Here is a 1,523-nt window from a genome sequence, read left to right on the forward strand (position 1 = left end):
GCAAACCGAAGGGGATCGGCGAAAGACAAGAACAATGGCGGAACGATCGCAAAACCTTCAGGACCTGTTCCTGAATTCAGTTCGCAAGAGCAAGAACCCGCTCACCATCTTCCTTATCAACGGCGTCAAGCTGACCGGCGTGGTCACTTCGTTCGACAATTTCTGTGTCCTGCTGCGCCGTGACGGTCACTCCCAGCTCGTCTACAAGCACGCCATTTCCACGATCATGCCGAGCCAGCCGGTTCAGATGTTCGATGGCGAGGAAAGCCAGGGCGCCTGATTGGCACGTGAGAAAGACGCGGACGCCACCGTTCGCGGAAAACCAACGCATCATCCCGGGACGGAAGCCAAGGGCCCGACCCGGGCTGTTGTCATTGTGCCCGTCCTTACCCGCCACCAGCGCAACGACGACGAGACCAACCGCCCACGGCTGATGCGTTCGGCTGACGCTCGCCACGACGAGGCCGTCGGCCTTGCCCGCGCCATCAACCTTGATCTGATCCACACGGCGGTGGTGACCGTCAACGATCCTCGCCCGGCGACGCTGCTCGGCAGCGGCAAGGTTGCGGAGTTCGCGGAAATCGTCAAAGAGGGACATGCGGAAGTGGTCGTCGTCGACCATCCGCTGACCCCGGTGCAGCAGCGCAATCTCGAAAAAGAGCTGAACGCCAAGGTGCTGGACCGCACCGGGCTGATTCTTGAGATCTTCGGCGAGCGCGCACGCACCAAGGAAGGCACGCTGCAGGTCGAACTCGCCCATCTCAACTACCAGAAAGGCCGCCTCGTGCGCAGCTGGACCCATCTGGAGCGCCAGCGCGGCGGCGCCGGCTTCCTCGGGGGCCCCGGCGAAACGCAGATCGAATCCGACCGGCGGCAGCTGCAGGAAAAGATCATCAAGCTGAAGCAGGAGCTGGAAACGGTGCGGCGCACGCGCGACCTGCACCGCGCCAAGCGCAGGAAGGTGCCGTTCCCGGTGGTGGCGATCGTCGGCTACACCAATGCCGGCAAGTCGACGCTGTTCAACCGGCTGACCGGGGCGGATGTGCTGGCGCAGGATATGCTGTTCGCCACGCTCGACCCGACGCTGCGCCGCGTGCGCCTCCCACATGGCACGCCGATCATCCTCTCCGACACGGTCGGCTTCATTTCGGACCTGCCGACGCATCTGATCGCGGCTTTCCGCGCCACCCTGGAAGAGGTGGTCGAGGCCGACCTTGTGCTTCATCTGCGCGACATTTCCGATCCGGACACGGCCGCTCAGGCCGAAGATGTCGAGCGCATCCTGGCCGACCTCGGTGTCGACGCCGGCGACGCCAAGCGCGTGATAGAAGTGTGGAACAAGATCGACCGGCTCGACGAAGGCAACCGGACCCGGCTGCTTGCAGACGGCGCCGACGCCAACAAGGCGCCGCCGATTGCGGTGTCGGCGGTGACCGGCGAGGGCATCGACGCGCTGAAGGCGATCATCGAAACGCGGATGGCGGGCGAACTCGAAGACCTCACCGTGACGATCGAGCCGGCAC

The 1,523-nt window shown here is 64.1% G+C and carries 2 protein-coding genes; both read left to right on the forward strand.

The genetic code is table 11. From position 1 onward, the window contains the following. Window positions 1-34: 34 nt before the first annotated feature. Window positions 35-280: an RNA chaperone Hfq gene (gene hfq / locus EOD15_RS34075; protein WP_006202172.1), complete on the forward strand. Its 246-nt coding sequence runs from the start codon at window positions 35-37 to the stop codon at window positions 278-280. Further along, the coding region (gene hflX / locus EOD15_RS34080) for a GTPase HflX (RefSeq protein WP_127372331.1) at window positions 281-1,523 on the forward strand (1,243 nt) is incomplete at its 3' end.

This window comes from Mesorhizobium sp. M7A.T.Ca.US.000.02.2.1 (assembly GCF_003996995.1).
Taxonomy (GTDB): domain Bacteria; phylum Pseudomonadota; class Alphaproteobacteria; order Rhizobiales; family Rhizobiaceae; genus Mesorhizobium.